This is a genomic window from Streptomyces sp. NPDC059142 (assembly GCF_042755665.1).
Lineage (GTDB): Bacteria > Actinomycetota > Actinomycetes > Streptomycetales > Streptomycetaceae > Streptomyces.
Genome location: NZ_JBHZDA010000019.1, coordinates 87,343 through 94,642 on the forward strand (window position 1 = coordinate 87,343; position 7,300 = coordinate 94,642).

7 protein-coding genes are annotated in these 7,300 nt (G+C 73.7%); 4 read left to right on the top strand and 3 right to left on the bottom strand.

Annotated elements, in window-relative coordinates:
* Positions 1 to 120: 120 nt before the first annotated feature.
* The 3 genes from ACFXPK_RS10450 to ACFXPK_RS10460 form a co-directional block, all read right to left on the bottom strand.
* Positions 121 to 1,596, bottom strand: a complete 1,476-nt coding sequence (locus tag ACFXPK_RS10450) for a hypothetical protein (RefSeq protein ID WP_385073777.1) — start codon at positions 1,594 to 1,596, stop codon at positions 121 to 123.
* A gap of 63 nt (positions 1,597 to 1,659) precedes the next feature.
* Positions 1,660 to 2,031, bottom strand: a complete 372-nt coding sequence (locus tag ACFXPK_RS10455) for an STAS domain-containing protein (RefSeq protein WP_385073780.1) — start codon at positions 2,029 to 2,031, stop codon at positions 1,660 to 1,662.
* Between the two features lie 157 nt (positions 2,032 to 2,188).
* Complete coding sequence (locus tag ACFXPK_RS10460) at positions 2,189 to 2,887, bottom strand: TetR family transcriptional regulator (RefSeq protein WP_385073783.1); 699 nt, start codon at positions 2,885 to 2,887, stop codon at positions 2,189 to 2,191.
* 216 nt (positions 2,888 to 3,103) lie between these two features.
* Between ACFXPK_RS10460 and ACFXPK_RS10465 the strand changes: the two genes are divergently transcribed.
* The 4 genes from ACFXPK_RS10465 (at position 3,104) to ACFXPK_RS10480 (ending at position 7,233) form a co-directional block, all read left to right on the top strand.
* A complete protein-coding gene (locus tag ACFXPK_RS10465; RefSeq protein ID WP_385073786.1) occupies positions 3,104 to 4,516 on the top strand; it encodes a glycosyltransferase family 4 protein in 1,413 nt (470 codons plus the stop codon).
* 61 nt (positions 4,517 to 4,577) lie between these two features.
* A complete protein-coding gene (locus ACFXPK_RS10470; protein ID WP_385005060.1) occupies positions 4,578 to 5,348 on the top strand; it encodes a methyltransferase domain-containing protein in 771 nt (256 codons plus the stop codon).
* 2 nt (positions 5,349 to 5,350) lie between these two features.
* Positions 5,351 to 6,439 carry a prenyltransferase gene (locus tag ACFXPK_RS10475; RefSeq protein ID WP_385005068.1) on the top strand — a complete coding sequence of 363 codons (1,089 nt, stop codon included), beginning with the start codon at positions 5,351 to 5,353 and terminating at the stop codon, positions 6,437 to 6,439.
* 173 nt (positions 6,440 to 6,612) lie between these two features.
* Entirely contained in the window at positions 6,613 to 7,233 is a 621-nt protein-coding gene (locus ACFXPK_RS10480) for a hypothetical protein (RefSeq protein WP_385073790.1), read from the top strand.
* Positions 7,234 to 7,300 lie beyond the last annotated feature (67 nt).

A 7,300-nucleotide genomic window follows, 5' to 3' on the forward strand; every position in this document is an offset into this window, starting at 1 on the left:
ATCTCCTCCGCGCCCGGCCCGGGGCGGGGCGGGACCCGCCCCCCCGGGCGCGCGCCCGCGCCCCCCGCCACACCCTGTACGGATCACCCTGTACGGATCACCCTGTACGGGGCCGGCGGGTCAGCGGGCCGGTACGAGCCGCTCGTACACCGTGACCCGCCGGCCGCGCACCCGCTCGTCGGCGACCGGCCTGAAGTGCCCGCGCAGCACGGAGATCTTCACCCGGTCCCGCTCGGCCGTCACCGGCCTCGCCGTTCCGGGCGCGTCGGTCACCAGCAGGATCCGCCGCTGGGAGAGCATCGCGGCACGTATCCGGTCCGGGGCCGCCTCCACACCCTTCAGCGTCCCCGACGCCTCCGGGCTCTCCGACAGCGCTATGTCCCGCAGCCCCGTGAAGGCCTCGGGGGAGACGGACGCGGTGTCCCGGCGCGCCGCCGGGACGAAGAGCACCGCGCCGCCCGTTCTCTTCTTCATCCGCCGCACGTCCGACGCTATGGCCAGCACATCGTCCACCCGGCTCGCCGGGGAGCGTACGGCCAGCGACTGCGGCAGCAGCGCCACCGTCGCCACGGCGACCGTGGCGGGCAGCAGCCACCGCGACACCTCCGGGAGGCGGGGCCGCACCGCCCGTACCGCCGCCCCCACGGCCGTCCCGATCAGCAGCGCGAGACCCAGCAGGCTGAAGAGGACGTACCGCTCCAGGAAGAGCGGCTGGACCAGGGAGGCGCCGATGAGGCCGAGCTGCGGCACCGCCAGCAGCGGCAGCCCGACGGCCGCCACCGACACCCGGCCCGCCCGGGGCCGCTCCAGTACGGCGCCGACGCCGGCGATCAGCAGCAGGACCGCGGGGCCGATCATCATGTGCCAGGTCAGCGGCGGTATCCAGGACACCTGGGCGGCCTGACCCTGGCTGAAGAGCGCCAGCGGCGCCACCCCCGCCACGGCGACCGCCGAGGCCGTCGCCCAGCGGGCCCACACCCCGCGCCCGGCCCGCGTCAGGACCAGCGTCACCAGATGGGCCGGCAGCATCAGCAGCGAGAGCCAGTTGAGCAGCCCGCACACCAGGACCGCCCCGCCGTAGCCCACCCAGTGCACCGCTCCGGCCCGCCCCCGCACCACGGTCACCAGCAGCAGCGTCGCGATCGCCGCCCCGGCCGTCACCAGCGCGTACGGCCGGCCCTCCTGGAGGTGGAACTGCACGGCGGGCAGCAACCCGAACGCCATCCCGCCGGCCAGCCCCGCCACCGCCCCGGCCAGCCGCCGCCCGATGACCGCCACACAGGCCGCCGCCACCCCCATGGCCAGCACCGAGGGCAGCCGCAGGGTCGTCGTCCCGGGCCCGAAGCAGCTGAACAGCCCGTGCATCAGCAGGTAGTAGCACCCGTGCACGACATCGACGTTCTCCAGCAGACGCACCGTCTCCGCCGTGGAGCGCCGGGCCACCTGCCAGGTCGCGGCCTCGTCCCGCCACACACTGTTCTGCCGGGACAGCCCCCACAGACCGAGGGCGTGGGTCCACAGCATCGGGATCAGCCAGACGGGAACGGAACGGCGCGGGGGAACGGCCGGAGACCCCAGCGCCTTTGCTGTGAACATCCGCCCATTGAACAGGTATGCGATCCCGGTGACGCCGGATCACCGGTCATGACCGGCCGGGGATCAGAACGTGTCGGGTCCCATGGGGTCGGGCGCGGTGTCGCACGGGGCCGTCAGATGGGTGAAGGTGCGGGTGACGTCGAGGACCCGGCGTACCGGGGGCGAGCAGCGGAGCAGGGACAGGTCGCCACCCGCCCTGCGGCTCGCGCGGCGCTGGCTGAGGAGGAGGTTGAGGCCCGTCGAGTCCATGAACGGAACCTGGCTGAGATCCACGTCGACACAGCGGTGCGCGAGCGGGGCCAGGGCGGCGAAGAGGTCGGGGCCCGTGTCGCAGTCCAGTTCGCCGCTGACCTGTACCAGAACGCGGTCCGGGCCGGTGACGATCTCGACGCTGAGAGGGGCATACGGCGGTACAGCAGTGATGGGGGACCTCACTCCTCCGGTGAAGACGGACGCAACAACGACCGAGCACGGTACACCGCCCGCTACGTGGAGTTGACGCGTCCTCACCCGGACGCACCCCTGACGTCCGTGTTCATGGTCACTTTCCGGCCGCGGACGGGCGGACGGGCGGGCGCGCGGGGCGGACGGGCTACGGGGCGGACGGGCGCCGCGCCGGCTCCCGGGCGCCCCGGGCCGGCAGGTCGAGCAGCCGGCTGGCCGTCTCGATGTCCGTCCGCACCTGCGCGACCGAGGCGCGGCCCGAGAGCCAGGCGATCAGGGTGGCGTGCCAGGTGTGCTCGATGACCCGGACCGCCGAGAGCTGTTCCGGGGTCGGCTCCCGAGCCGGTTCCGGGGGGTGCGGACGGGCCCGTGAGGGAGCGCCGGGCGCCCGGGGGGCGGGCGGGGGCGCCATCGCCTCCAGGATGATCGCCGTCGTCCGCCGCGACACCGTCTCCACCTCGGCGCTGACCCCCCGGTCCGCGAAGGTCAGCGCCCTGACCATCGCGTCGGCGAGCTGCGGATCGCGCTGGAGCGAGCGGAACGCCCGCAGCAGCGTCCCCGCGACCCGTTCCGACGGGCTGTCACCGGCCGGGGGCCGCCTGCGGAGCGTGGTGTGGAGGTGGTCGAGCCGGTCCTGCATCGTCGCGACCAGCAGATGGACCTTGGACGGGAAGTAGCGGTAGAGCGTGCCGAGCGCGACCCCCGCCTCCTCGGCGACCCCGCGCATCTGCACCGCCTCGAACCCTCCCCGGCAGGCGAGTCGCGCCGTGGCGTCCAGGATGCGCCGCCGCCGGGCCTCCTGGCGCTCCGTCAGCGCGGCCGGACAGGGACGGGAGGCCGTCGTCATCGGTGCCGCTCCCTTCGAACCTCTCCGGGCGCACAGCATGGCAGACGCGCGCCGTGGCGCGAATCACCTGTTCCAGCTCGTGCGCCGACGCTACCTGCCGGTAGATTCGAAGGCTGTGGGCGGCCGTGTCTGGAACTTGTTCCAGATTGTCGACAGCGGTTACGCTCCGGCGAACCTGCCCGACAGGGAAGAGCGCAGTGATGAAGGGGGCCGAGTGTGACCGCTGAGGCCATAGCGGCGGGCACCGGGCCTGAGTCCCAGGACGACCGGGGCGAGGACGGCAGAACCGGCAGGGGCGACGGCGACCGGCCGCTGCGTATCGCGCTCCTCAGCTACAAGGGCAACCCCTTCTGCGGCGGCCAGGGCGTCTACGTACGCCACCTCTCCCGCGAACTCGCCCGCCTCGGCCACCGTGTCGAGGTCATCGGCGCCCAGCCCTACCCCGTACTCGACGAGGGCATACCGCTCACCGAGCTGGCCAGCCTCGACCTCTACCGGCAGCCCGACCCGTTCCGCACCCCGCGCCGCGACGAGTTCCGCGACTGGATCGACGCCGTCGAGGTCGCCACCATGTGGACCGGCGGCTTCCCCGAACCCCTGACTTTCTCGCTGCGCGCCCGGCGCCATCTCGCCGCCCGCGCCGGACAGTTCGACGTCGTCCACGACAACCAGACCCTCGGGTACGGACTGCTCGGCGACCTCGGCGCGCCGCTGGTCACCACCATCCACCACCCCATCACCGTCGACCGGCGGCTCGATCTGGACGCCGCCGAGAACTGGCACCGCCGGGCCTCCGTACGCCGCTGGTACGGCTTCACCCGCATGCAGAAGCGGGTCGCGCGCCGGCTGCCGTCCGTCCTCACCGTCTCCGGCACCTCCCGGCAGGAGATCACCGACCATCTCGGGGTACGGGCCGACCGCATCCAGGTCGTGCACATCGGCGCCGACACGGAGCTGTTCTCGCCGGACCCCGCCGTCCCGGAGGTCCCCGGCCGGATCGTCACCACCTCCAGCGCCGACGTCCCGCTCAAGGGCCTCGTCCATCTCGTCGAGGCGCTGGCCAAGCTCCGTACCGAACACCCCGACGCGCACCTCGTCGTGGTCGGCAGACGCGCCGAGGACGGCCCGGTCGCCCAGGCCATCGAACGGTACGGGCTCGAAGGCGCCGTCGAGTTCGTCAAGGGCATCTCCGACGCCGAACTGGTCGATCTGGTGCGGAGCGCGCGGATCGCCTGCGTACCGTCCCTGTACGAGGGCTTCTCGCTGCCCGCCGCCGAGGCCATGGCCACGGGCACCCCGCTCGTCGCCACCACCGGCGGGGCGATCCCCGAGGTCGCCGGGGCCGACGGGGAGACCTGCCTCGCCGTGCCGCCGGGCGACGCGGGCGCCCTCGCCGCCGCCCTCGGACGGCTGCTCGACGACGGGGAGCTGCGCGCCCGGCTCGGCGCGGCGGGCCGCGAGCGGGTGCTCGCCCGCTTCACCTGGGCCAGGGCCGCCCAGGGGACGGCGGAGCTGTACCGCGAGGCCATCGCCCGGCAGGGACAGGGGAGACGGGGCCCCCGCGCCACCGCGTCCGCGCCCGCCGCCCCCGTACGGACCGACCCGCCCCCCGGCGGCGGTCACCGCTGATGGCCTGCCCGTACCCCCGTAGCCCCCTCCGCCGCCACGACCGCGAAAGCAGGACGACCCTGTGCTGACCGTCGACTTCACCCGCTTCCCGCTCGCCGCGGGCGACCGTGTGCTCGATCTGGGGTGCGGCGCGGGCCGGCACGCCTTCGAGTGCTACCGGCGCGGCGCACAGGTCGTGGCCCTCGACCGGAACGGCGAGGAGATCCGCGAGGTGGCCCGGTGGTTCGCCGCGATGAAGGCGGAGGGCGAGGCCCCGGAGGGCGCGACGGCCACCGCCATGGAGGGCGACGCGCTCAACCTGCCGTTCCCCGACGCGTCGTTCGACGTCGTGATCATCTCCGAGGTGATGGAGCACATCCCCGACGACAAGGGTGTGCTCGCCGAGATGGTCCGGGTCCTGCGCCCCGGCGGCCGGATCGCCGTCACCGTGCCGCGCTACGGCCCCGAGAAGGTGTGCTGGACGCTCTCCGACGCCTACCACGAGGTCGAGGGCGGCCACATCCGCATCTACAAGGCGGACGAACTGCTCGGCAGGATGCGGGAGGCCGGACTCAAGCCGTACGGCACCCACCACGCGCACGCCCTGCACGCACCGTACTGGTGGCTCAAGTGCGCCTTCGGCGTCGACAACGACCAGGCGCTGCCGGTCCGCGCGTACCACAAGCTGCTGGTCTGGGACATCATGAAGAAGCCGCTGGCCACCCGGGTCGCCGAGCAGCTCCTCAACCCCGTCGTCGGCAAGAGCTTCGTGGCGTACGCGACCAAGCCGCACCTGCCCGCGCCCGGCGCGCCCGCGGCCCCGGCGGACGCCTCAGCGGCGGACGCCAAGTGAGCTTGCCCAGCCGCGGTCCCGGCGCCACGGAACATCTCGTCCTGCCCGGTGTGCTCACCGCCGAACAGGCCGCGCAGACCGTGGCCGGGATCCTCGCCGTACAGCGGCCCGACGGCGCGATCCCCTGGTTCCGCGGACACCACCTCGACCCGTGGGACCACACCGAGGCGGCCATGGCGCTCGACGCGGCGGGCGAGCACGAGGCGGCGGGGCGCGCCTACGACTGGCTGGCCCGCCACCAGAACGAGGACGGGTCCTGGTACGCGGCGTACGCCGACGCGGAGACCGGGGTGAGCCGCCCCGCCGACGCGGGCCGGGAGACCAACTTCTGCGCCTATCCGGCCGTCGGTATCTGGCACCACTACCTGGCCACCGGCGACGACGCGTTCCTCGACCGGATGTGGCCCGTGGTCCACGCGGCGGTCGAGTTCGTCCTCGAACTCCAGCGGCCCGGCGGGCAGATCGGCTGGAAGCGCGAGGCGGACGGCACCCCGCTCGACGACGCGCTGCTGACCGGCAGTTCCTCCGTGCACCAGGCGCTGCGCTGCGCGCTCGCCATCGCCGAGGAGCGTGAAGAGCCGCAGCCGGACTGGGAGTTGGCGGCCGGCGCGCTCGCGCACGCGATCCGCGCGCATCCCGAGCGGTTCCTCGACAAGGACCGCTACTCGATGGACTGGTACTACCCCGTGCTCGGCGGCGCGGTGACCGGGGCGCAGGCCACCGCCCGGATCGAGGCGGGCTGGGAGCGCTTCGTGGTGCCGGGGCTCGGCGTGCGCTGCGTGCTGCCCAACCCCTGGGTGACGGGCGGCGAGAGCTGTGAACTCGCCCTGGCGCTCTGGGTGATGGGGGAGTCCGACCGCGCGCTGGACGTACTCCAGTCCATCCAGCACCTGCGTGCCGAGGGCGGGATGTACTGGACGGGGTACGTCTTCGAGGGCGAGGACCAGGGCATGTGGCCCGAGGAGCTGACCACCTGGACGGCGGGCTCGCTGCTGCTGGCGGTGGCCGCCCTGGGCGGCGACGAGGCGACGACCGCCGTCTTCGGCGGCGAGCGGCTGCCGCACGGCCTGGAACCGGACTGCTGCCGCTGACCCGGCCCCCGGCGGCCGTGACCGCCTGTCCCGGCAGCCCCTGACCGCCTGACCCGGCCGCCCGTGACCGCCCGCGCGTACCGCCCGTGACCGCCTGACCCGAACGGCCCAGTCCGCGTGGCGGCGGGGTCCCGCGCCGGTGAGGCTACAGGCAGTCTGCCAGGGAGGTTCCCATGTCCGACACCCCTCACATACCGGGCGCACCCCGCGTCACGGTACGCCGGGCCGCACTGGCCCTGCTGCTCTCCTGCGCCCTGCTGCTGACGACGGGCGCGTGCGGGGGCGCCTCGTCCCCCAAGGCCGGGAAAGCCGTCGGGGCCGCCCGGGCGACACCGGCCGCCGACGTGGCGGCGGCCTCGCCCACCAGCTCCGCCGAGAAGCAGAAGTTCGCCAAGACCCGCTTCGTCGCCAACGCCGGTCTCGCGGCCGGGGCGACGTACCAGTGGATCATCAAGCCGTACAAGGCGGGCAAGTTCAAGAAGGGGGCGAAGGGGCGGAAGTTCGCTCTGGTCAAGGCGGCGCTCGCCGGTGCCTTCACGTACAACAGGCTCAAGGCGGCGCAGAAGAACGCCAAGGGGGATCCGCTGCTGTCGAAGGCCGTCGCCCCGCTGACCGCCGGGATCGCCTCGCTGAAGGGGATGGCGACGAAGCTCCGCAACGGCGACGCGAGCGGCACGGACATCAGCAGCTTCGAGAAGTCCATCACGGGGATCAAGAGCGCGGGTGAGAGCGCGGGCGCGCCGGTGAAGGACAAGGTGCCCTCGCTGTCCCAGCTCACCAGCGGCGCCGGCTGACCCGTCGACCGCTGCCGATCGGAGCCGTGTACGCGGAAGCCCCGGCCCGGAACGAGAAGTTCCGGGC